The 22411-nt window shown below is 36.4% G+C and carries 20 protein-coding genes; 7 read left to right on the top strand and 13 right to left on the bottom strand.

From position 1 onward, the window contains the following. Nucleotides 1-161: 161 nt before the first annotated feature. From EDD61_RS08500 to sufC, 7 genes are all read right to left on the bottom strand, one after another. Nucleotides 162-1601 carry a GntR family transcriptional regulator gene (locus EDD61_RS08500; protein ID WP_132225001.1) on the bottom strand — a complete coding sequence of 480 codons (1440 nt, stop codon included), beginning with the start codon at nt 1599-1601 and terminating at the stop codon, nt 162-164. A gap of 359 nt (nt 1602-1960) precedes the next feature. Then, complete coding sequence (locus EDD61_RS08495; RefSeq protein ID WP_132224999.1) at nt 1961-2491, bottom strand: 5-formyltetrahydrofolate cyclo-ligase; 531 nt, start codon at nt 2489-2491, stop codon at nt 1961-1963. Continuing rightward, the gene (gene sufB / locus EDD61_RS08490; protein WP_008688030.1) at nt 2488-3885 is read right to left on the bottom strand and encodes a Fe-S cluster assembly protein SufB; all 1398 of its coding nucleotides are present in this window, start codon (nt 3883-3885) and stop codon (nt 2488-2490) included. The genes EDD61_RS08495 and sufB overlap by 4 nt, the downstream gene beginning before the upstream one ends. Then, complete coding sequence (gene sufU, locus EDD61_RS08485; RefSeq protein ID WP_008688029.1) at nt 3882-4328, bottom strand: Fe-S cluster assembly sulfur transfer protein SufU; 447 nt, start codon at nt 4326-4328, stop codon at nt 3882-3884. Before sufU ends, sufB begins: the two co-directional genes overlap by 4 nt. Before the next feature lie 14 nt (nt 4329-4342). Beyond that, nucleotides 4343-5575, bottom strand: coding sequence for an aminotransferase class V-fold PLP-dependent enzyme (locus tag EDD61_RS08480; RefSeq protein ID WP_008688028.1), 1233 nt, complete (start codon nt 5573-5575; stop codon nt 4343-4345). Next, the gene (locus tag EDD61_RS08475) at nt 5568-6356 is read right to left on the bottom strand and encodes a SufB/SufD family protein (RefSeq protein ID WP_008688027.1); all 789 of its coding nucleotides are present in this window, start codon (nt 6354-6356) and stop codon (nt 5568-5570) included. Before EDD61_RS08475 ends, EDD61_RS08480 begins: the two co-directional genes overlap by 8 nt. Before the next feature lies 1 nt (nt 6357). Then, nucleotides 6358-7176 (bottom strand): Fe-S cluster assembly ATPase SufC, encoded by an 819-nt coding sequence (sufC, locus tag EDD61_RS08470; RefSeq protein ID WP_008688025.1) that lies wholly within the window; start codon nt 7174-7176, stop codon nt 6358-6360. A gap of 191 nt (nt 7177-7367) precedes the next feature. On the opposite strand from sufC, the gene EDD61_RS08465 reads away from it, so the two are divergent. From EDD61_RS08465 to EDD61_RS08455, 3 genes are all read left to right on the top strand, one after another. Beyond that, complete coding sequence (locus EDD61_RS08465) at nt 7368-8369, top strand: peptidylprolyl isomerase (protein WP_008688023.1); 1002 nt, start codon at nt 7368-7370, stop codon at nt 8367-8369. A gap of 12 nt (nt 8370-8381) precedes the next feature. Next, nucleotides 8382-9266 (top strand): peptidylprolyl isomerase, encoded by an 885-nt coding sequence (locus tag EDD61_RS08460; RefSeq protein ID WP_008688021.1) that lies wholly within the window; start codon nt 8382-8384, stop codon nt 9264-9266. A 69-nt stretch (nt 9267-9335) separates the two neighbouring features. Next, nucleotides 9336-9734 carry an HIT family protein gene (locus EDD61_RS08455; RefSeq protein ID WP_008688019.1) on the top strand — a complete coding sequence of 133 codons (399 nt, stop codon included), beginning with the start codon at nt 9336-9338 and terminating at the stop codon, nt 9732-9734. Between the two features lie 100 nt (nt 9735-9834). Here EDD61_RS08455 and EDD61_RS08450 read toward each other — a convergent pair. From EDD61_RS08450 to EDD61_RS08430, 5 genes are all read right to left on the bottom strand, one after another. After that, a protein-coding gene (locus EDD61_RS08450) for an IS3 family transposase (RefSeq protein WP_119957509.1) occupies nt 9835-11246 on the bottom strand; the annotation gives its coding sequence in 2 pieces (ribosomal slippage) (nt 9835-10740 and nt 10743-11246; 1410 coding nt in all). Between the two features lie 124 nt (nt 11247-11370). Then, on the bottom strand, nt 11371-12252 hold the full coding sequence (locus EDD61_RS08445) for a hypothetical protein (RefSeq protein ID WP_008688017.1): 882 nt from the start codon (nt 12250-12252) through the stop codon (nt 11371-11373). Nucleotides 12253-12485: 233 nt separating this feature from the next. Then, nucleotides 12486-12977 carry a pantetheine-phosphate adenylyltransferase gene (gene coaD, locus EDD61_RS08440; protein ID WP_008688011.1) on the bottom strand — a complete coding sequence of 164 codons (492 nt, stop codon included), beginning with the start codon at nt 12975-12977 and terminating at the stop codon, nt 12486-12488. A gap of 188 nt (nt 12978-13165) precedes the next feature. Then, nucleotides 13166-13759, bottom strand: coding sequence for a 16S rRNA (guanine(966)-N(2))-methyltransferase RsmD (gene rsmD / locus EDD61_RS08435; protein WP_132225028.1), 594 nt, complete (start codon nt 13757-13759; stop codon nt 13166-13168). 28 nt (nt 13760-13787) lie between these two features. Continuing rightward, on the bottom strand, nt 13788-15056 hold the full coding sequence (locus EDD61_RS08430; protein ID WP_008688009.1) for an FtsW/RodA/SpoVE family cell cycle protein: 1269 nt from the start codon (nt 15054-15056) through the stop codon (nt 13788-13790). Nucleotides 15057-15191: 135 nt separating this feature from the next. Here EDD61_RS08430 and def point away from each other — a divergent pair, with 135 nt between their 5' ends. From def to EDD61_RS13945, 4 genes are all read left to right on the top strand, one after another. Beyond that, nucleotides 15192-15749, top strand: coding sequence for a peptide deformylase (gene def, locus EDD61_RS08425; RefSeq protein ID WP_132224997.1), 558 nt, complete (start codon nt 15192-15194; stop codon nt 15747-15749). Between the two features lie 141 nt (nt 15750-15890). Next, entirely contained in the window at nt 15891-17732 is a 1842-nt protein-coding gene (gene rnjA, locus EDD61_RS08420) for a ribonuclease J1 (RefSeq protein WP_008688007.1), read from the top strand. A gap of 78 nt (nt 17733-17810) precedes the next feature. After that, nucleotides 17811-18677, top strand: a complete 867-nt coding sequence (locus EDD61_RS08415; protein ID WP_132224995.1) for a metallophosphoesterase — start codon at nt 17811-17813, stop codon at nt 18675-18677. A gap of 44 nt (nt 18678-18721) precedes the next feature. Beyond that, nucleotides 18722-19609, top strand: coding sequence for a DUF1835 domain-containing protein (locus EDD61_RS13945; RefSeq protein ID WP_207901014.1), 888 nt, complete (start codon nt 18722-18724; stop codon nt 19607-19609). Between the two features lie 394 nt (nt 19610-20003). Here EDD61_RS13945 and pheT read toward each other — a convergent pair whose 3' ends face one another. Then, entirely contained in the window at nt 20004-22409 is a 2406-nt protein-coding gene (gene pheT / locus EDD61_RS08400) for a phenylalanine--tRNA ligase subunit beta (RefSeq protein ID WP_132224993.1), read from the bottom strand. Between the last annotated feature and the right edge of the window lie 2 nt (nt 22410-22411).

The raw sequence follows: 22411 nt of genomic DNA, 5'->3' as shown, positions 1-22411 counted from the left end.
GTTGTATGATATACTGTTGTTATAATTTAACAAAGCAATATAAAAACAGATGCTTACTAACATCTGCCTTTCACATAATATAAAATATCGTAATGTCTACTGCCGTTTTGGAGTTATGAGTATCATATTATTCTAAAATAGTATTTGTAAAATAAGGTGTCTTATTGGAACGCTTTTTGACAAGCAGCAATTGCCATATCTGCCATTTGCAAGCGTATTGCGAAAACCTTATGCATGATTTCATTCATCTTATGAAAATGTCGTTTTCGTAGATGCTCACAATAAAGTGGTTGCAGGGCTTTAATTTCATTAATCATCTCCTGTTTATCAGCCATGATACAAGCTATCAAATTCCAATTCATAGGTTTATTCAGCTCTTCATAAATTACCCGCAGGCAATCATTTTCTTCTGTGAAAAGAAGCTGGAAGTATTCATCGAATGTAAACACATCCAATTCACCTATTTTATCAGCTAATGATTGACAACGTTCTTTATTAAATTGATTTTGTACATGCGGAAATATAAAACCAGCAAATAAATCCAACAGCTGCAAACTATGGCGATAATGCTGTAACCCATTCAACATATGATCATCTGCACTCTTCATGAAATCTTTAATCGTTTGATCATCGAGTTGAATACGACTGCCAATGCCGTTTATTGTATTGACAATATGAAATTCATTCAGTTTTTTGACCGCTTTACGGCTTGTCCGCTCACTGACTTCATACAGTGTCGCAAGCTTTGCCAAAGATGGCAATAAATCCCCATTATGATAAATACCTGTTTTGATATCGTTCATGATGTCCGTTACTACACGTGTGTATAAATATTCTTGTGAGCGATTGCTGACCCAACTGAATTTCGCCTTTTCCTTTATCGTCATCCCCTGAGTCAAACGTTTGGTATAACTTAAAGTAATATTCTTTATTCCTTTACATAATGCAAAGATTAATTTACGAAGCATGAAATCATTTCCCTTTAATACAAAACGCAGAGCTATCGTAAAGGTTTTCTTCATAGCATCAAAATTGTTTGTTAATTTTTTATGCTCTTCTTCGTTTTGAACAAGCGGTAAAGTAAGAGAATTCATTAATGTTAAAAACAAATCATTTAATATCGGATTATCTAAAAAAGATAATACATAAAGATAAAGATCATATAGGTACTCATAGACGTCAATTTCATTCACCAACTGACGTTGTGATAACGCAATGACCTTTTCTTCTAATCCCTTTATTTGTTCTTTGCTTGCTTTACGCATACAAATAACACTAATATCCGGCATGATCCATTCTATGACCGTGAAAACATCATAAATCATTTGATAAGAGTCTAGCATAGTCTGGCGATATTGTACATTGTTATCAAAATCATTAATATCAAACAACACTTTAGCCGGGCTGCCTTTTTCAAGCACAACATAACCATGACTTTGCAATTTTTGTAATGCTGTGCGCATGGTATTACGCCCAACACCATACGCTTTACATAAGGTGTTTAAAGATGGAAGTTCTTCATTATAACGATATTTTCCATTATGAATCGTATGCAAAATCATGCGGTAAACACACTCATATAATGTCTTTTCTTGTTCCATCTCTACACCTCTTTCCATATATTTCTAATTGTTATAACATATAGTAATATATACCACTCATTTCTATAAAAAGCAACACAGAAACATAACATAAAATAAAAATTACATATTCTGTAAACACATATTTGCGATTACTGCCTTTTCTTTCGTTTTATATTGCTTTCACATGGTATTCCTTACTACCTTTTGTCGTATAACTATATATAATTTTTTAGTAATGTATGGTTGAACATTTGATAGTTTCTAAACATGTGTATGTCGATTGATAATAAGTCTTGCATCAAACTTAAAAATGAAGAAAACTTAAAGTCTAGCATAGCACTGCTATGTATGCTTTGTCTTTTAGCATGAAAAAAAGATCATAAGTGATCTTTCTTACGTATGCATGTTTCTGTAATAATCATATCCAAACACACATCATGTGGTTCTATTGGTACTTTTTCAACCTGTTGACAGTCATAAGCCACACCAATTTTAAGAGCCCTGCATTGTTTCAAATAACGATCATAATATCCTTTTCCATGTCCCAAACGATATAGATGCTCATCAAAGGCTACAATTGGCACGACGATCACATCCAGTTCATCAGCCAAAAGCACTTTTCCTTCGATTGGCTCTTGAATTCCATAAGCTCCTTTTTTCATTTTACAACCTTTATACCACATGCGAAAACACATGGAAGTATCGTGTAATACTACTGGAAGCCCATAGCTCTTTAGATGTACATCATCTATGCAAACTTCATTGCCATAACTACGATATAAGGCAATGGTACCTTTTAAATATGGTTCTAAGCGTTGGACAATGGCTTTACTTTTGCATGCTATCTCCTTTTGTGTCAAAGCATTACGACGAGCAAGAGCAAGCTTTCGCACAGTTTCTTTCATCATCCGATAGAATCACTCATATCCAGTTTTAACAGCTGGTTTAATTCAACTGCATATTCCATTGGTAATTCTCTGGTAAATGGTTCTAAAAAGCCCATTACAATCATCTCAGTTGCCTGTCCTCGTGATAAACCGCGGCTCATGAGGTAAAACAGCTGTTCCTCACTGATATTAGAAACCGTTGCCTCATGTTCAATCTGACTTGTCTTATTCTTTGAAACATTCGTTGGAATCGTATCACTGCGAGATTGTTTATCAAGAATTAAGGTATCACATTCCACTTTGCTTTTCGCCCGTTGTGCCTTTGGACCATGGAATACCAACCCGCGATAATTTACTTCACCGCCATTTCGCGATACGGATTTTGAAATAATGTTGCTATACGTATCTTCTGCCAGATGTATCATTTTCGCACCAGCATCCTGGATTTGCTTTTTCCCAGCTACAGCAATAGAAACACAAATTCCCTTTGCATATGGTTCCGCTAATATACAAGCAGGATATTTCATATTGACACCTGATCCGATATTGCCATCGATCCATTCCATACTGCCATTCGCAAAAACTTTTGCACGTTTTGTAACTAGATTGATAATATTATCACTCCAATTTTGAACAGTGGAATAGCGACATCTGGCATTTTTATGAACGAAAATTTCAACAACCGCCGCATGCAATGAATCTTTTGAATAAATCGGTGCTGTACAGCCTTCTACATAGTGTACATCTGCACCTTCATCTACAATGATCAGCGTACGTTCAAATTGCCCCATACGTTCGGTATTGATACGGAAGTAAGACTGTAGCGGCTTTTCTAAATGAACGCCCTTAGGCACATAAATAAAACTTCCTCCGCTCCAAACGCAACTATTCAAAGCTGCAAATTTATTATCGGTATACGGTACGAGCTTACCGAAATACTTTTTAAAAAGATCAGGGTGTTTTTTTAAAGCTGTATCCGTATCAAGAAAGATCACCCCTTTTCTCTCTACTTCCTCTAACATGTTATGATATACAGCTTCGGAATCATATTGTGTTGTCACTCCGGCTAAGAATTCCTTTTCTGCTTCTGGTATTCCCAGCTTGTCAAACGTTTCCTTAATCGTTTCTGGTACATCTTCCCAACGTTGCTCTGTTTTATCACTAGGCTTGATATAATATGTATATTCATCAAAATTCAGTCGCGAAAGTTCTGGTCCCCAATCCTGGATTGGCATTTCCATAAATTTAGCGAATGCTTGTAAACGATAATTCAGCATCCATTCTGGTTCTTGTTTAATACGAGATATTTCCCGTATTGTTTCCTCTGTTAATCCTTGTTTCGTTTTATAAAGGCTTATATCTTCATCATGAAAACCATATTTATAATCTTCACTAGGTATCTGCATATCACTCATTTTTTAGCCTCGCTTTCCTCAATCAGCTCTTCCATTGCTTTCCAGCCGATCGTAGCGCATTTGATGCGATTTGCTTGCTTTCCTACGTTATGAAAGGCAATCGCCTCCTGTAAAACATTTTCATCAAAATCTTTGCCATCAATCATCTGATAATAATTAGCAATTATTTTTTTTGCCTCATCGATGGTTTTCCCTTGTAAAAGCTCACTCATGATGGAAGTTGAGGAAGTTGAAATGGTGCATGCCACACCATCAAAACGTATATCCTCAATGATTCCATCTGTTATCTTGCTTTGCACATAAATATCATCGATACAAGATTCACTGGCCATATGTTTCTGTAGATAGCCATCCTCTTTCTTCAATTCATGATTTCTGGGATATTCGTAATGATCCATGATGATCGAACGTAGCATCATGGGATCGTTCATGAAATTATTCATCTTACTTCCTCCTGCTAGAAAAATACATCTAAACATGTTTCCATAGTTGCATTTGCGCATACAGCTAAGAAACGATCAATCTCTTCTTTGGTATTATAGAAATACAAACTGGCACGAATCGTCGCACTTGTCTGTAATACTTCATTTAATAATTTAGCACAATGTTGTCCGCTTCTTACGGCAATACCATTTGCATTAAAGAAGGTAGCCGCATCTTGTGCAAACACCCCTTTCACATTAAAGGTGATGATGCCGGTATCATTGTTTTCATTGTAAAGGATAATATTATCCATCTGTTTCAATCTGGCTACAGCATACGCATGCAATTGTTGTTCATAACGATGGATTTCTTTCATCCCAATTGCCTGCAAATAACGTATGGCTGCATGCAATCCAAAAATACCTTCGATTGGTTGTGTACCACTTTCAAATTTATAGGGGGCATCCTTTAACTGGATATTTCCACAAACATCAAAACGTGCATTACTGTCACCGCCCAACAGCATTGGTTCCATTTGCGCAAGTAATGCTTTCTTGCCATATAGGATACCAACACCAGTAGGTCCACACATCTTATGCGCAGAAAACGCCAGAAAATCACAATCCATATCTTTAACATCGATTGGCATATGAGGCGCACTTTGTGCAGCATCAACAACAACGATAGCTCCATAACGATGGGCCAGGGCGCAAATTTCCTTCATTGGTGCGATATAGCCAAGTACATTGCCAATATGTGCTAATGCAATAACCTTGACACGCTCATTCATCATTTGTTCCAGCATGTCCATATCGATGCGTCCATCTTCTTGTAAAGGGATGTAGGCTAAGCTAGCATGACATTTGGTAGCCACACGCATCCACGGCAATACACAAGAGGCATGCTCTGCCTCACTGCTTAAAACGATGTCGCCTTCTTGCAGCAAACGTTCTCCAATACCGTAAGCCACCATGTTTAAGCCAGCTGTAGCACCTGATGTGTAGACAATTTCTTCACTTTCCGCATGTAAGAAAGCTGCCACATCTTCTCTTGTCTGCTGATATTCCTGATCTACAAAATAACTGAGATCATAATCTCCACGGTGTGCATTGGCACCATACTCTTCATAATATTTAACAACAGCATCAATCACAGCACGTGGTTTTAACGTCGTTGCTCCATTATCTAAATAAATTAATGGATGTTGTTGCATCATTTTTCCTTGCAACATTGGAAAATCCTGACGGATGTTTTCTACATTAAGCATGCAATCCCACCCTCTTTTCGATTTCATTTTTCATTTCATCATGATATGTCGCATCATCAAACAAATCACTGATAGGCATTAAATAGCCGACTGTCAAAAGACCTAATGCTTGTGAACGGCTTAATCCGCGTGATTGTAAATAATATAATTGATTTTCATCCGGTTGCCCAAGCGTCGTCGCATGACTTGCCTTTACATCATTTTCATCAATGTAAAGCACAGGCACAACTTCACTGTTGTGATGATCACTCAAAGTCAAAACGCGTGTTGTCTGATGCGATTCGCTGGCATGTGCACCCTTAACGATCTTACCAATAGCTTCCATGCGATAATTACCTTCATCTTCGACGATCGCATAATGCTCCATTTGACTTTTCGTATGTGCTACCTCATGATGACATTTCACATAAAAGTCTTTTTGTTCTTTGGCAATACAAGCGCTGCGCACCATTACCTGCGCACCACTTTCCATCAATTGTACATCCAGTCTAATCTGTGATGCCCCATCCTCAATTTCCCAATAGGCGATTGTTAATATTGCATCTTTATGTAAAACAGCCTGCTGATTCAACATATTCTTTTGCTGTTTTACATTCTTCATCAAGATTGTAAGGGAAGCTCCTTCTTCTAATTCAATACAAGAGGTTCTTAATGCCTCTATACCACCATATGGAATTGCCAGTTTTACGTTCAGGTGTTTGTCTACATGAAGATTAAATTGTGTTTCGTTATCATCAAGCGTTATCACCTGAAAGCCAGATGTTGATACATGCAGTTCCATATTAAACACCTTTGGTTCCTGCAGCACATTGCTGCAACAACGCAACTTTTTTCTTTTCTTCCTTTACGACCTGCACATGATATTCCTTTTCAATCCAGTCATAACCTTCTTGATCGATTTTTTCTATTAACTCACTGCCACCGCTGACCACAATAGCACCATCCACTAAAACATGGGCGTGTGTTGGCTTTAATAAATCCAAAAAGCGTGCATAATGACTTACTACGACCAATCCCATGCCTTGTTCGATTTGCATTTCATGGATCATTTTAGCTACCAATTTCAATGCATCGACATCTAAGCCTGAATCTATTTCATCAAGCATTGCAATTGATGGTTTCAACATCTTCATCTGAACAATCTCATTACGTTTCTTTTCACCACCAGAAAACCCTTCATTTAAGAAACGATGTGCCAAATCCGGTTTCATTTCCATTTCTTTTACTGTTTTTTCCATTTCACGGATAAACGTGAATAAAGGAATCGGACGTTCTCTTCTTGCATTCATTGCCGCTCTTAAAAAATCAGAATTCGTAACACCGCTAACCTCACTTGGATATTGCATACCTAAAAAAAGTCCAGCTTTACTACGTTCATCTACTTCCATGGCTAAGACATCCTGACCATCTAACGTAATACTACCACGTGTTACATGGTATTTGGGATTTCCCATAATGGCAGCTAACAATGTACTTTTTCCATTCCCATTTGGACCCATCAACGCATGTGTTTCATGCTCATGTATTTCCAAATTTACACCTTTTAATATCTGTTTCCCATCCACATCTACATGCAGATCATCTATTTTTAAACAACTCATGTATATCATCCTTTCAAACAGTATTATCATACCAAATTTTCTTTTGATTCACAATTGTAACGATTATAAAGTCTTATGCAATGTGAACGATAAGTGAAGGTTTATGGGAAATTGTCGTAATCCTTTTGAAAAAATTGCAATTTATCTCCATATTTATTATAATAAAACAGTATGAGTTTAGGAGGACCTATATGATAGACACATTAAAGAAGCAATGGTTCGTTGTATTGATTGCACTTATTTTCATCGGATTTACCGTATTTATCATCTATGATACAAATAAGGGCAAGCTCCCTGGTAAAAGCGAAAATGGTAAAGATGTCATTGCAACGATCAATGGAAAAAGTATTTCAGCTGATGATCTGTATGATTCCATGTACAAATCAAACGGTGGTAATACCCTTTTATATCTGCGTTTCCAAGCAGCTGTTATTGATGAAAGCGTCAAATCTACAGATGAAATTGAAAAAACTGCAGATCAATTAAAAGAGTATTTGAACAGCAATGCGCAAAATCAGGCGAGCAGTTCTGGTCAGAGCGCTGAAGAGTATTTGAAAACAGAATTAGCAAAATATGGATTCCAAGAAGATGAATTAGATTATTTCTGTAACGTACAAGCAAAAATGTCAAAAATGCAGAAAGACTACATCGACAAACATATGGAGGAATTATTTACACCGCTCTATGAGAAAAACAAGGGACGTACGGTTTCTCATATCTTAGTGAAAATGAAAGATGCTAACAATCCTACTGAGGAAGAGATGAAAACCGTCAAAGCAATTGAAAAAGATTTAAAGACCATGAGTTTTGCCGAAGTCGCTAAGAAATACAAGGATAAAGGCGACACATCAAGTGCTGAAAAAGGCGGCTATCTTGGATACATGGATTCTACAACAGGCTTTGTAGACAGCTTTAAGAAACAGGCGTTGAAGATGAAAAAAGGTGAAGTTAGCAATTGGGTCAAAGAAAGTAATGACAATTACAATGGCTGGCATATGATCAAGGTAGAAGAAACCGATAAAGATGCTATCCTAAAGGATAAAAAAGCAAAAGACTCCATCTATAGCGCTATTGAAAACGCAAATAGTGATTTAGCAAGCAAATACATCAGTGAAGCCATGAAGAAATTAGATGTAACATATGGTAATGATGATATCAAAAAAGACATCCAGGCATCCCTGGAAAGCAAATAAGGAGGCATGGAAATGAAAAAAGCAGGACTTATCGTATGTGCATTCGCCATGCTGGCAACTCTTACAGGATGTAAGGATGCCGTTGCGGATATATCGAATGGCAGTGAAAAATTAGTAAGCGTTGGCGATACGACAATAACTAAAGATAAATTGTATAATCTGCTAAAAGGCAGCAATGGTGGCAGTGCTACAATAGAATTAGTACAAAATAAAATATATGAAAAAGAAGGTATCAAGCTTAGCGAAGATATGAAAAAAGAGGCCAAAAAGACATTGGCATCCACGAAAAAAACGTTTGGCGGCGAAGAAGCCTTTCTAAATGCTATTAAAAGTTATGGATTCAACAGTGAAGAAGAATATTTAGAAAAAGCGAGCTACCCTTCTTTATTAAACAAAGAATTATTAAAGAAATATGCAAAAGACAATCAAAAAACATTATTTGAAAAATACCATCCGGTAAAAGCGAATGTGATTCAGATAGAAAAGCAAGAAAATGCCGAAAAAGCACTTGCTGCCTTAAAAAAAGGCGATAGTGCGAAAACAGTAGCTAAAAAATATGGCAAGACAGGAACCTATGATGGAAGTGAAAAAATCTACTTCAGCGGATCTGGACTTCCTGATGTTGTTTTCAGTAAAATTACTGCAACATCCAGTAAGGGACTTATCAAAGAAGTGATTGAAGATACAGAAGGTAAAACCTATTATCTTGTCAATTTAACAAATATTGATCCTAGTAGTTTTGCTGATGAAGCAAATGACGCTTTAGTTGCTGGTGTTAGTGATTTATCAAACACCATGATGGAACATTATTTGAAGAAGTATAACTTTACAATCTATGATATTGATATCTTAAATCAGATTAAGAGCACAAACGAAAGCTATATTACCCAGAAATAAGAGCGTTGCCGCTCTTTTTCTTTTATCTGAATTCTGTTATAATGACGTTACAGAAAGGATGATCATAAGATGTGTATTTTTTGTAAGATTGCCGCAAAGGAAATTCCCTCCTATTGCCTTTATGAAGATGATGAGGTCATGGCTTTTTTAGATATTTCACAAGTAACCAAGGGCCATACTCTGGTAATTCCTAAGCAACATTATGATAACTTTTTAGAATGTGACAGTAAAACCTTGAAACACATGATGGAAGTTGCTCAAAAGCTGGCTAATAGAATATGTAAAACATTGCAAGCAGAAGGAATGAACATTCTTAGTAATGTAAATGAAGTGGCTGGACAAAGCGTTCCGCATTTCCATATCCATTTAATTCCACGTTATTCAAAGGAAGATGCTTGTGTCATTCAATTTCATGAAAGTGAAAAACAAGATTTAGAGGCTTTGGCTGAACTCTTAAAGACTGTATGACATTGTTATCACGATAGCATTTAATGAAGGTAAAAAAAGGATCCATTAATTGTGAAATGAAGTGAACCCAATTATTTGGACAAAAAGTAAATAAGCTAAATCAAGTAGTTAATAAGGATTGATTTCTGTATTGTACAGGAGTTAATCCTTTTAATTTGGTTGTTATTCTCTGAGTATTATAATACGTAATATATTCTTCCATGGCAAGTTCTAATTCTTCTAATGTTTTATATTCATATTCATGTCCATAAAACATTTCATTCTTCATCTTACCAAAGAAATTCTCCATAGGAGAGTTATCTAAGCAATTTCCTTTACGTGACATGGATTGAATAATCCCTTTCTCTTCTAGGCTTTTATGATAAACTTCCATTTGATATTGCCATCCTTGATCAGATTGAAAGATTAATCCATTAAGGTTTAGATGTTTGTCAAATGCTTGATCAAGCATGTCCTTTGTTTGTTTAAAATTAGGACTTTTCGATATGCTGTAGGATATGATTTCACGATTATGTAAATCGATGATTGGGGATAAATACAGTTTACCTGCTCCTATATGAAATTCAGAAACATCTGTCGACCATTTCTGATTGCACCGTGTTGTTTCAAAATTTCTCTCATAATAAGTTTTGTGATTTTCTTTATCGATAACTTGTGTAAGCAGTTGGTTTTTTACAGTGCCATTCATATCACCTTTATAAGACTTGTATTTTGCTTTTGGTGTAACGCCATATAAGCCCATCACAGACATCAACCGTTTTACCTTCTTATGATTCATCATAAACCCTTTATTTATCAATTCTAGCGTGATTCTGCGGTATCCATAACGACCTTTATGTGTATAGTAGATATCAATAATAGTGTTCATAACTTTATCGTTCTTCATATCCTTATTGGTCTTAGATAAAGTATAATAATATGTAGATCTTTTCAGTCTTGAAATATGTAGAAGAATACGAATTGGGTATTTACGCTGTAATTCAAAAACAACCGCTACTTTTTCTTTGATTGTTGATTCTTCCTTGCCTGAATTACAGCTCTCAATTTTTTTAAATATTCATTCTCCGCTTCTAAATATAAATTTTTATCTTCAAGATATTTAATCTTTTCCTCTGGTGTCATATCTTTATAATCTTTATTTACAATGTTTTTCTTTGGCATAGTTGGAGGCCTTCCTTTTTTCCTCTCTACTATAACATATCCATTCTCTTTATACGACTTAATCCAATTAAATAATATACCATCTGAAGATAGTCCATACTCAATTGCAGTGGACATAATCGTGTGATGTTGATGTAAGACTTTGTTTATGATTTCTTCTTTTAATAAAGGAGAGTAGTGCCTATTCTTATCTTTCCTTAGAATATCTTCACCATGTTCATCTATTAGTTTTATCATGTAATATATATTACCCTTAAGAACAGAATATTCTTTTGACAATGATTTTAAGTTTTCTCCTTGCTTTCTTCTTTTATATATTTCTATTTTTTGTTCTCTTGTAAGTTTTGACATTTAAAAATGAACCCCTTTCATTTGATTGTCCAAACTTTGGGGTTCATTTCATTTCAAAATGAATCCTTTTTTTATTACGCTTCGTATCATGCCATTCCATATAAGAAGCTATCCATGGTCATTGTTATTTGTCATCGGTATACACAGGTAAATCTAAAAATGTTATATGGAATTGTTTCCCATATTTATTCTGAATGACTTTTTCAAACACTTTTTGATTTGTTAAATCTTTTGTACCACTATAAATCAGTTTTTCACCATAGATATTTTCCTCACGTAACATGAAAGAGGTATTAATTTCATTATATGTAATCATATAATAAATCGTACTTTCCTTCTCTTCTAGCTTTTCACCTTTTGCGGAAACATTGACCTGACCTTTTGCCGTTATGGCATAAATATCTAAGATTCGGTCTTTATTACTTTTCTTGTTTGCATCCATAAAAATACGATACATTAATTTTTGCTCTTGTAGTTCTGGTTTCGAATTAATGTAGAAATCAGTGAAATCTTCATTTAAAATCTGTTCCATATTCTTTTTTAAATAACTGGTTCCTCTTTGATTGATTTCTTTCAAAAAAGCTGGTTGCAATTCATCGACACTGCTTAAACGTTCCGGTAAATTTTCTACTGTTATCTTTCGTATCGTATGAATGGGATGAATATGGTATTGATCCGCCAAATCTTCATCATAGGTGCTGCTTATCAAAAGCGTATCGCCATTTTGCAAATTCTTCTTAGGTGAAACCTTATACGCAACGGAATCCATAAATTCTTGTTTCCGTTGATTGTAATCCGTAATACTATTAAAAACCTTAACACTGGCAGAACCACTTTCTCCATCATATACAATAGAAATGTCCTTTGTTAAATCAACATCAACTGTTCTAAAAAACAACATATAACAAGTCGCATACAAGCTGATGATAATTGCCAGCATACAGATTGAGGTAATGGTTTTACTTTTCATTGCCTCTTTTCCAGGCGGTTTAAAGTGTGTGCTCATACACTCATCCTTTCTGTTGACTTCCTATTTAGTATACCATTTTTTATGAATCGTTACCATGCTTTCTTCTTACGTATTTCTTACTTATTACGTATCGCATATTTGATTTCTCCTTTATCAAGTCTCAACAAGACCATCTTTTTATATAATCATACGATGTTGATGAATATATGAAATAAAAGAATCCAACACTGCTATGATCAATCCTAAGCGTGTTGGATTCCTTCCCTTTTCTATTTACCTTCTTCATCTTTTAAACGTTGTACACATGCCTTCCTTACTTCATCATTCACAAATGCGGAAATATCTTGACCATAGCGTACCATTTCCCGAATGATGGTACTAGATACAAAAGATTGTGAAGGAGAAGCAAATAAAAGGATTGTTTCAATATCTTCAGCCATATGCTGATTGATACTAGCAATATCGCGTTCGTACTCATAATCCTTCACACTGCGAACACCGCGAATGATGGCAGAAGCTCCATGTTTTCTTGCATATTCTACCGTCAGACAGGTATCGTGATCAATGCGTACGTTCGCTAATTTCGCACAGGCTGCTTTCATAAACTGTAGGCGCTCTTCTAAAGTGAACGCAGAACGTTTTTCTGAATTCTCTAATATGACAACAATAACTTCATCAAACAAATGGCTAGCTCTGGTGATAATATCCAGATGTCCATTGGTGATTGGATCAAAGCTGCCGGGAAAAATGGCTTTTTTCATAATAGCCTCCATTCTTTCGCTACATGCGGGCACAAATTTTCTAAACACACTTACCACTAGTTGTTTTATAGTTTTTAGGAAAGAACAATATAGAGCATGTGGAAGTAAATGGTATTTCTTATTTGCTTAATTTAAATAAGTACCTTTGCCGTATTTTTAAGTTCCCCATTTTTATCAAGTTTTCACCCTTACCTCTTCTTATAATATGTAATACGCGTAATGCCATAGGTGGCATCTTTTACCTGCTCTAATGTTCCATAATACTCTTTAAAGGAATCCTCTTTAAGACTTTCGCAAACAACATCAGCTCCTGAAGAAAGCAGATCATGTTCCTCCAAGTAAGTTAAGATCCAATCAATCTGTTGTATTTGATAAGGTGGATCTAGATAAACAAGATCAAATTTTCTTCCTTGTTCACTAGCAGCTGCTAGAGCTTTCTTGTAATCCATCTTCCATATTTCACAATTTTGCTGAATGCCTAATGTTTTAATATTCCGACGTATAGTCGCAATCGCCTTGCCATGAATATCACAAAGGATGGAATGGGATATGCCACGACTGATAGCTTCCAAAGACATATTTCCACTACCGCCAAACAAATCCAGCATCTCACCACCATCAAAATATGGCCCAATTCTTGAGAATACTGCCTCTTTTACTTTATCTAAAGTAGGCCGTGTCGCATCCCCATCTACTGCCTCTATAACACGAGAACGAAATTTTCCTGCAACTATTCGCATTTTTTTCAACTCCTTATGTATAAACCAAAATTGGATGGGCATCATACTAGTGCAACCAAGTAAATGGTTGCTACCCCCCAATCTTTGTTTCTCCTCTTCCCTTTCTTAAAGAGTCCCTACCCCTTGGGGCTCTTTTTTTATCTACGCCTACTTTCACACTGCCCTGACGTCGAATGCGTGAGATGACCCCCTGAGATATTCCTATGGCACTCATGATAGACATCAAAGAACTACCGCCACTGGATATAAACAATAATGGTACACCAGTCAACGGTATCAATCCGCTGACACCACCGACATTCAAAACAAAATGTACAAAAATATACATGCCGGTACCAATCAAAATAATTTTATAGCCTTCACTTTGCGTATGAAAAGCATAATAGAATAAGCGTTGTAAAATAAGCAAGTAGCCGATTACTACGATACCTAATCCAAACACGCCTAATTCTTCTACAACGATAGAGAGGATGAAATCATTATCGGACTGTGTAAGATATCCATATTTTTGAATAGAGCTACCAAAACCTACACCTGTGATACCGCCTCTGGCGAAACCATATAAGCCATTAATCAATTGATACCCTACACCATGCGGATGTTGGAAAGGATCGATGGCGATATCCACACGACTACTTACATGTTTAAAAACAGGCAGTTTTGCTACCATCGTACTTCCGGTTTCACTCATAAGGAACAATGTACATACTGTGCCAACTATGAGTAACAGTTTTACCGTACGCTGTGCTTTTCTTAAGCTGCGATGGGAAGGTATTAAAAAGCAGATTATCGTGATCATCGTCAATACCAACATCGTACCTAAATCGCGCTGAAATAAAATTATCACAAAGAAAACAATAAAGAATATGACTGGAATGCGCACAATTGTCCAAAAATCATAGTTTTTGCGACCTGCCAATTCTACATACACAGCCATGATAACCACCATGAAGATTTTAGCAAATTCCGAAGGCTGCAAAGTGACCTCCATTCCAGGAATCGGAATTTGAATCCATGCCTTAGAACCAAACGTTTCTTTTGATACTAAAGTAAATGCCAATAAGCCTAATAGTATTAAACCAGCATAAAGATAAAGCTTCTTTGCCCTTGTCATCGTAAAGTTATTAGCAAAAAAAGTCATTAAGACATATGAGAATACCACAAAAGCCATCTGTTTGAGGATAACTTTCACCAGAACCAGTAAGCCACCGGCCTTTCCGGCATTCGTTGAAATGATCATTAAAGTACCAAAAGCAATTAGGATCAACACAGCTGCCTGCAGCGCCACATCAAATTTCTTAGGCATCTTTAAAGATACAATTATATTTTTTATCCGCAAGTGACATTCTCCTTTCTTTCATGTACTCTTAATGATATCATATTCTATATCATTTTTTAATATTTATTTAGCAAAACTCTTCCATTCTGAAAGAAAAGCGTATAAAATAAAGAACGAAAGAAAAGGAGTCTGTATATGAGCTTTAATTATGATAACATCGTTAAGGATAGTGATCCTATCGTTAGAGAAAAAAGCGTCACCGTACCAATTCCGATGCATGAAGAAGATAAAGAATTGTTAATGGACATGTTGCAATATGTTCATGACTCACAAGACAGTGAACTGGCAGAAAAGCAGAACCTACGCCCAGCCGTCGGCATAGCGGCGATTCAATTAGGAATTCCTAAAAAAATGCTTGCTGTTGTTGTTCCTAAAGATGAAGAAGAAGATTATGAATTTGCTTTAGCAAATCCTAAGATTATTTCTGAATCAATTCAAAAAGCATATCTGAAAAACGGTGAAGGCTGTTTATCTGTAGAAGAAGAACATGAAGGCATCGTTCCTCGAGCTGCCCGCATTAAGGTCAAAGGCTTTGATTTATTACGTAATGAAGAAATCGTAATTTCAGCTAGCGGTTATCTCGCCATTGTATTACAACATGAAATGGATCATTTCAATGGTACTTTGTTTTATGATCATATCAATGTTACGAATCCTTGGCAGGAAATTCCAGACGCTAAGGTTATTGAATAAATGCTCATTAAGAGCATTTTTTATGCCCAAAACAGGTAGTTAAATGAAAAAAAGATACAGAAGCTGATTATTTTCGCTGATTTATGTTATAATAGAAAAAGATATAGGGTGCATATCAAATATAGTAAGAAAGGAGTTATTATGATAAATCATCATACAACAAATAAAAATCGTGCACCGAGAATCAGTCAGGATACAACGAATAAAGACAGTTATAATAAAATAAATACCGAACGAGGCGATACGCTAATTTATGCAATGGGCGGATTAGGCGAAGTCGGAAAAAATATGTACTGCTTTGAACACGAGAATGAAATCTTAATCATTGACTCTGGTGTTCGTTTTCCTGAGGACGATCTTCTCGGTGTCGATTATGTCATTCCAGATTATAACTATCTGGTGAAGAATAATCGTAAACGTAAAATATTAATTATCACGCATGGTCATGAGGATCATATTGGAGGAATTCCCTTCCTTTTAAAAAGTGTTGATATCGAAGCTATTTACGCACCGGCTTTTGCGGTAGCGTTAATCAATAAAAAATTAGAAGAACGTAAAATGCTAAGAGGCGTTAAAATCGTAGAAATCAATGATCGTAGTTCGGTCAAGATGCAACATTTCACATGTGGTTTCTTCAACACGACACATTCGATACCTGATTCTTTGGGTATTTTGATTAATACGCCAAATGGGCGTATCGTTGAAACTGGTGACTTTAAATTTGACTTGACACCGGTTGGCAGCAATGCTGATTATCAGGTCATGGCTTATATGGGACAGATTGGCGTAGACTTATTAATGAGTGATTCTACCAACTCTGGTGTAGCGGATTTTTCCATTTCTGAAAAGAAAGTGGCAGCAGAAATTTTAGATACCATGAAAAAAACGGATGGACGTTTAATTGTAGCAACCTTTGCTAGTAATGTCTATCGCGTTTCGCAAATCTTAGAAGCGGCTGTTGCTTGTGGACGTAAGGTCATTATCTTTGGACGTAGCATGGAGAATGTTGTAACCATTGGACGTAAAATGGGTAAGATCAAGGTTGGTGAAGAACACTTCTTAAAACCGGAACAGCTTTCTCATACACCAGCATCAAAGACATGTATCGTATGTACCGGCAGCCAAGGAGAACCACTTGCGGCATTGTCTCGTATTGCGAATGGAACACATCGTTTCATCAAACTGATTCCTGGTGATACCGTAATTTTCTCTTCTTCTCCGATACCTGGTAACGGAGCTAGTGTCAATCAGGTTGTTAACAAATTATTTAAAGCCGGGGCAAATGTCCTGACAAAATCAATTTTAGGTAATTTGCATACGACCGGCCATGCCTCACAGGAAGAGCAGAAATTGATGCTGCAGTTGATTAAGCCGAAATACTTCATGCCTGTCCATGGGGAATATAAAATGTTGAAACAGCACAAAGAAACAGCTATGGAGACTGGTATTCCTGAAGAAAATATCTTTACTTGTGCAAATGGGGATGTATTGATTTTGCGTAATCACCATGTATACGAAAGCAGCTTCCGTATTGCGGCTGATGATATTTATGTTGATGGTAATGATATCAGCGGTGTATCTACTGCCGTTTTAAAAGATCGTAAGATTTTGGCGGATAATGGATTAGTTGCAGCTATCATAGCGATTGATTCAAAAGAAAATAAAGTGTTATGCAAACCTGTTATTGTATCTCGTGGATTTGTCTTTATTAAAGATAGTCAGGGCTTATTGAAAGAAGCAGAAATGATTGTATACGATGCATTGAAGGAAAAAATGAAACAGCGTACAACCTTTTCTGATTTAAAGAATTGCGTGCGTTCTACTTTGGAACCGTTCTTATACAATAAGACACATCGTAATCCTATCGTTATTCCTGTTATCATTAATTCAAAAGCGGCTATGGCAGCCATGGCACAAGCTAGAGCCACACGCGTCAATCAACGAAAAACGCCACGAAAACCAACAACACATGAACCATCTTAACCGAAGGAAACCTTCGGTTTTTATTTTCTTATCCTCTTCTTTATGGTAAAATAAATGAGAATATGAGGTGTAAACAGCATGGTGAAAAAACTAGTAAAAATTGTTTCTGTATTATTACTTTTTGCCCTTCTAATTGCAGGTGTTTTCTTTTATTCTATCTACTATTCTGTGGATCATGTGAAGCTTGTAAATGAAACAATCAGTAGTACAAAAATCCCCACTTCAATGAATGATATTAAAATTGCTTTTATAAGCGATATCAAATATCATGGGTTTATGAAAAAAGAAAGACTTTCTACCATGATGGAAACCTTAGAAACCGCAGGGGCTGACATTGTTATCTTTGGCGGCGATGTCTTTACTTCCTTTGAAGAACAAAAACCCGATTCACAAACCGTGCGTGAAATTACTTCCCTGTTACAAGATATTAAAGCTCCATTAGGTAAATTTGCTGTATTAGGAGATGAAGATCTAGTAAGCAAAGAAGCCAAGCAAAAAGTCACTACTATTCTTTATAACAGTGATTTTGAAATTATCACCAATAAGAAATTGCAAATTCGCAACGGCAGTAAAGATAGCATTACACTCATTGGCTTAGATTCCATGATCAATGGCAACCCAAATGTATCCAAGCCTTTTGATAACATTAGTTCTGATGAATTTAATATTATGGTAACGCATTGTCCTGATATCATTAATAATAATGAAATTAACACAAAGTATTTAGATATCATCCTCAGTGGTCATTCTCTCGGTGGTCAAATTTATTTGCCATTGATAGGAGCTTTACAGAAAAGTGAAGGTGCTGATACATATTCACATGGTAAATATAGCATCAATGAAACTAAGCTCTATGTTTCCAATGGTTTGGGGACTGTTAATATGGATATGCGTTTGTTTGCCAGACCACAAATTTTGATCTTTCGTTTGGTGCATGAAAATTAACATGCACCTTTTTACAAACATCACTTCTAAAAGGAGGTTCTTTCATGATTGAAATCACATTTACAGAAAGTGCCGGTGGCGGTTTAAAAATGGCTCATGCCCTTTTGCACAATCAGCAATCTTCTTCACAAACCACCTTGCCAACAGAAATCCCACCTTCTTTTCAAGCATATGTAGGGGAAAATGTGTTTTGTTTTTCCCTTATGTTAAGTGTTGGAAAGATTTCTGAAGAGCTGTTCTTTTCCCAACGTCAAGATATACTGCAGCAGCTTTATCATGATTTACCAAAAGATCTTCCTAGTGGAACACAAATGGCTAAGGATTGCATAGAACAAACCAAGCAGCAAATGACGATGTTAAAGAAACGCTTACAAGAAAAAGAAACAATCCGTATCTGGTACAGCCAAACACCGGATGATATTTGTGGATTTTATTGGTTTTGTCATCTATTACAGCAATGGCAGTTTTCAAATACTGTATATCTTCTGAAACTACCTGATTGGGAATATCATGATGGAGATCATGTTAATGTGAACCATCTTTGGAGTGAAGTTGCCCCAGAAGCCTTCTTCTCTTACCTTCCCCTTCAACAAGTTGCTCCCCCATCGCTGATTCAGTATTATGCACAATGCTGGCATACATTGCAAGAGGAAAATGGTAGTTTACGTGCCATCATCAATAATAACTTACTTACTGTTCCACTTACTTTTTATGATTTCCTCATCATAAAAACTTTTGCTAAATTTCATAAACCGGTTGTTGAAGCCTTTGTAATAGGAAAGCTTCTTAGCAAAGAAGCTGTTGGAATTCATGATACTTTTTTACATGCACGCATTCAATTTCTCCTACAAAAAAAACTATTGAAATGCATTGAAAAAGCTGAAGATAAACCTTATTATGATAAACTTCTCCTTAGCGACTATCTGATGTAAGCATATTTCAGCTATGTACTAGTCTTTTGTTTACGCTAAATTCAACAGATAATTATGAAACATACATAAAATAGTACGAAATCATAAATTTATGGAAGTTACTATAAGAATCATATCACAGAAGGATGTCTAGCTGGCATAGTTTATCGTAAAGCCAGCGCCTGCACAAATATATTAAAGCATCCCTATTTCATGCAATAAGGAGCAAATCGCATTTGCTGAGAATCGAAAAAACGATTTATAATGTTACTATTTCCTTTTCCATGCATTTGCTAATCCTCTTACATACTATGAATTCATTTTATCGCAAACATACATACAAAAAGAAAAAATCAGGCAGTGTTTTGCCTGATCTTTTTACTATATCTACGCTTTGATTCTAATACTTTTTTGTCTATGCGCGTAATTGGGCATCAACATCATGTTTCAAAGTTTCCAGGATTTTATCAAAGATTTCATTGATTTCCTTATCCTTTAAGGTACGCTCATTTGACTGGAAGTTGATGGACAATGCTATTGATTTATGTCCTTCTTCTACATGTTCACCGGTATAAACATCAAAGACTTCCACGTTTTGAATGATGTTTTCTTTACCCAATTTACCATTTTTACGAATGCTGTTTAAGATATCCGCAACCTTTACATCTTCTTTAACAACCAATGCCAAATCACGTGATACACTAGGATATTTGCTGACTTCGATAAATTTAACCTTACTTGCTTTATTGTTTAACAGCACTTCAAGATTTAATTCCATGCCATACACATCATCAATCGCATATTCTTTTGCCATTGCCGGATGAATTTCTCCAAAAATACCCAGTAATTCTTTACCCAAATATAACTCTGCACTGCGATATGGGTGGAAATGTTTCGTATCTAATTTATTTTCTTGAACACGAATACGATTATTACTAAAACCTAATGCTTCCAGCATGCTTTCAGCTAAGCCTTTTAACGTGTAGAAATCAACATCCACACTGAATTTCTGCCAACGGTTTTTCTGCAAAGCACCACTTGCCGCAACAGCTAAGCGTTCTTCTACATGATGATTGCCATACACATTACTGATTTCAAACAATGCTACATCATGCTGATTTCTTGCCTGATTATAAGCAATACATCCCAACAAGGATGGCAGTAAGCTGTTTCGTACATAACGGCGATCTTCACTCATTGGTGATGCCATTTCTACGATATCCTGACTGCATGGAAGGATAGCATCTTCGATATGTTTTTTACTTACCAAAGAGTAGCTGACAGCCTCATTATAACCAAGATTACTTAAGATATCGCGCACTCTTCTACGCATTCTTTGACGTTTATCTAAAGCCCCTAAAGTTGCTGGCATATATGGCAAAGTGCTAGGCAAACGATCATACCCTAAAATACGAATGATTTCTTCTGCAATATCTGCTTCCATACTGATATCGGTACGATAGCTAGGAATGCAGACATGAATGTTTTCCCCTTGTTTGCTAGGAGCAAAGTGCAAATCCTCTAATACTTGCATAACTTCTGCTTCGGCAAAGGTTGTACCTAGCAGTTTGTTGATGCTGTCCAGATTCACATCAAAGGCAACCGGTGTATAGTGATTATCCCCATACTGAACAGTTTCTTCAATACCATCCGCATCTGCATATTCACGTAATAAAGCAACTGCTCGATCCATTGCCTTGAAGGTTGCCATCGGTTCAATGCCTTTTTGGTAACGCACACTGGCATCGGTATTCAGATTCAAACGGCGTGCCGTATTACGGATTGCCACATGATGGAAGATGGCTGCTTCAATGATAATTCCACTTGTTGTATCTTCAATCTTAGAATCATCGCCGCCCATGATACCGGCAATACCAATTGGTTTTCCTTCGGTGGTAATTACGATATCATCATCAGTTAAAGCATAATCAACACCATCTAACGCGGTATATGTGCATGCTTGATGATCTTTTACCGTGATTTCCTGAGCCGGAATCGCATTGATATCATAGAAATGCAAAGGCTGTCCGGTTTCTAACATGACGATATTGGAAATATCTACCACGTTATTGATCGATTTCATACCGGCTGCCATTAACAGCTCTTTCATCCATTTTGGTGAAGGTTTGATAGTCACATGATTGATAACCTTTCCTAAGAATAATGGACATTTTTCTGTTTCACTGGAAACTTTTAATTTCGTAGGTGTTCCTATATTAGCACTGCCTTCTTCATAGGGCAATGTCACTTCTTTATGTAAGATAGCCCCGGTTTCCAAAGCCATAGACCAAGCAGCCATACAATCGTTACGATTTGGTGTTAATCCAACATCCAAAATGGCATCATCCAAGCCTAGATATCCTAATGGATCTTCATTGCCAACAGGTGCATCTTCATCCAAGACCTCAATTCCGTTTTTACTTTCTTCACTCAGCATATGTGCATCAACACCAAGCTCCAATAAAGAACAGATCATGCCATTAGAGGCTTGTCCGCGAATCATACCGGCTTTGATTTCACCATCAGGTAACTTTGCCCCAACACGAGCAACGATGACCTTTTGTCCAGCGGCAACATTTGGTGCCCCACAAACAATTTGCTCACTTGTATCCCCTAGATCCACCTGACAAACATGCAAATGGTCACTATCTGGATGTGCTTCACAGCTCAATACCTTACCAATCACCAATTTACTGCCACTTGACATATGCGCAACGCCTTCAACTTCCAAGCCAGCATCGGTAATGCGTTCGGCCATTTCTTCTATCGTAATATCGGACAGATCCATGTACTGTCCTAACCATTTTTTACTTATTATCATGC

It is taken from the genome of Longicatena caecimuris (genome assembly GCF_004341945.1).
Lineage (GTDB): Bacteria > Bacillota_I > Bacilli_A > Erysipelotrichales > Erysipelotrichaceae > Longicatena > Longicatena caecimuris.
Note: the sequence above shows the minus strand (reverse complement) of the source record. Positions and strands in the feature narration are given on the sequence as shown.

What these genes read in the sequence shown, in the direction of transcription:
- EDD61_RS08500 (WP_132225001.1), bottom strand. Translation starts at nt 1,601, where the DNA reads ATGGAACAAGAAAAGACATTATATGAGTGTGTTTACCGCATGATTTTG.
- EDD61_RS08495 (WP_132224999.1), bottom strand. Translation starts at nt 2,491, where the DNA reads ATGATGAAAGAAACTGTGCGAAAGCTTGCTCTTGCTCGTCGTAATGCT.
- sufB (WP_008688030.1), bottom strand. Translation starts at nt 3,885, where the DNA reads ATGAGTGATATGCAGATACCTAGTGAAGATTATAAATATGGTTTTCAT.
- sufU (WP_008688029.1), bottom strand. Translation starts at nt 4,328, where the DNA reads ATGAATAATTTCATGAACGATCCCATGATGCTACGTTCGATCATCATG.
- EDD61_RS08480 (WP_008688028.1), bottom strand. Translation starts at nt 5,575, where the DNA reads ATGCTTAATGTAGAAAACATCCGTCAGGATTTTCCAATGTTGCAAGGA.
- EDD61_RS08475 (WP_008688027.1), bottom strand. Translation starts at nt 6,356, where the DNA reads ATGGAACTGCATGTATCAACATCTGGCTTTCAGGTGATAACGCTTGAT.
- sufC (WP_008688025.1), bottom strand. Translation starts at nt 7,176, where the DNA reads ATGAGTTGTTTAAAAATAGATGATCTGCATGTAGATGTGGATGGGAAA.
- EDD61_RS08465 (WP_008688023.1), top strand. Translation starts at nt 7,368, where the DNA reads ATGATAGACACATTAAAGAAGCAATGGTTCGTTGTATTGATTGCACTT.
- EDD61_RS08460 (WP_008688021.1), top strand. Translation starts at nt 8,382, where the DNA reads ATGAAAAAAGCAGGACTTATCGTATGTGCATTCGCCATGCTGGCAACT.
- EDD61_RS08455 (WP_008688019.1), top strand. Translation starts at nt 9,336, where the DNA reads ATGTGTATTTTTTGTAAGATTGCCGCAAAGGAAATTCCCTCCTATTGC.
- EDD61_RS08445 (WP_008688017.1), bottom strand. Translation starts at nt 12,252, where the DNA reads ATGAGCACACACTTTAAACCGCCTGGAAAAGAGGCAATGAAAAGTAAA.
- coaD (WP_008688011.1), bottom strand. Translation starts at nt 12,977, where the DNA reads ATGAAAAAAGCCATTTTTCCCGGCAGCTTTGATCCAATCACCAATGGA.
- rsmD (WP_132225028.1), bottom strand. Translation starts at nt 13,759, where the DNA reads ATGCCCATCCAATTTTGGTTTATACATAAGGAGTTGAAAAAAATGCGA.
- def (WP_132224997.1), top strand. Translation starts at nt 15,192, where the DNA reads ATGAGCTTTAATTATGATAACATCGTTAAGGATAGTGATCCTATCGTT.
- rnjA (WP_008688007.1), top strand. Translation starts at nt 15,891, where the DNA reads ATGATAAATCATCATACAACAAATAAAAATCGTGCACCGAGAATCAGT.
- EDD61_RS08415 (WP_132224995.1), top strand. Translation starts at nt 17,811, where the DNA reads ATGGTGAAAAAACTAGTAAAAATTGTTTCTGTATTATTACTTTTTGCC.
- EDD61_RS13945 (WP_207901014.1), top strand. Translation starts at nt 18,722, where the DNA reads ATGATTGAAATCACATTTACAGAAAGTGCCGGTGGCGGTTTAAAAATG.
- pheT (WP_132224993.1), bottom strand. Translation starts at nt 22,409, where the DNA reads ATGATAATAAGTAAAAAATGGTTAGGACAGTACATGGATCTGTCCGAT.